Annotated in this window: 1 protein-coding gene and 1 pseudogene; both read right to left on the minus strand. The window is 71.5% G+C overall.

Annotation, left to right across the window (positions count from 1 at the left end):
• Nucleotides 1–198 (minus strand): annotated as a pseudogene (locus tag EQG76_RS14535) (glycosyltransferase family 1 protein); the annotation flags it as partial.
• Between the two features lie 52 nt (nucleotides 199–250).
• On the minus strand, nucleotides 251–929 hold a 679-nt coding region (locus EQG76_RS14540; protein WP_159714715.1), incomplete at its 5' end, for an NAD-dependent epimerase/dehydratase family protein.

Raw genomic sequence — 929 nt, forward strand, 5'->3', positions numbered from 1 at the left:
CCAGTGCAGCTCGGCACCGATGGCGGCGCATTCGGCGCGCCGCCGCGGGTCCGGGGCCGGGCCGGACCCGACCAGCAGGGTGCGGATTCCTTCGGCCTCCAGGCCGGCGGCCAGGTCCAGGGCGTAGCGCCACACCCCGCCCACCGCATCCACGGTCATCATGACCCGGCGCGGGCGCATCAGGAGATCGACGGACATGGGTTCGGCCAGATGCTCGGGCTGGGGCAGGGTGGTCGGTGCGGCGGCCGGCTCATGCCAGCTTCCTCCTCCCGGCGGGCTGGGCCGGCTCGGCCGGCACCTCGGGCAGGCCCTCGGCCAGCGGCAGGCCCAGTTCCGCGCTGACCCAGCGAGCCAGGTCGCGCAGCCCTTCGCGCCAGCCGATCCGCGCGTGCCAGTCGATCACCTCGGTCAGCCGGCGGGTGTCGGCCACGAAGTAGAGCTGGTCGCCGGTCCGCCAGGCCTCCTTGCCATAGGCGACCTCCTTGCCGGTGAGCGTCGCGATCTCCGCCAGCACGGTATGGAGGCTCACCGCGTTGAACGGCCCGCCGCCCAGATTGAAGGCCTGGCCCTTCACTCGGTCGATCCCGACGAGCAGACCGCGATAGGCCGCCACCGCGTCGTGGACGTGCAGGATGTCGCGCACCTGCTTGCCGTCGCCATAGATGGTGATTGGCTCGTCCCGCATCGCCTTGATCAGGAAGTGGGCCACCCAGCCCTGGTCCTCCGTGCCGAACTGGCGGGGGCCGTAGATGCAGCTCATCCTCAGGACGGCGGTGCGCAGGCCGAAGCTCTTGGCATAGTCCAGCACGTACTGGTCGGCGGCACCCTTGGAGCAGCCATAGGGGGTGCAGAAGTCGAGCGGGCGACTCTCGTTCACCCCATGGGCGCGCAGGGCCGGATCGACCGGCAGGTAGCGCCCGCCGGTCTCG

This window comes from Geminicoccus flavidas (genome assembly GCF_009806515.1).
Taxonomy (GTDB): Bacteria; Pseudomonadota; Alphaproteobacteria; order Geminicoccales; family Geminicoccaceae; genus Geminicoccus; species Geminicoccus flavidus.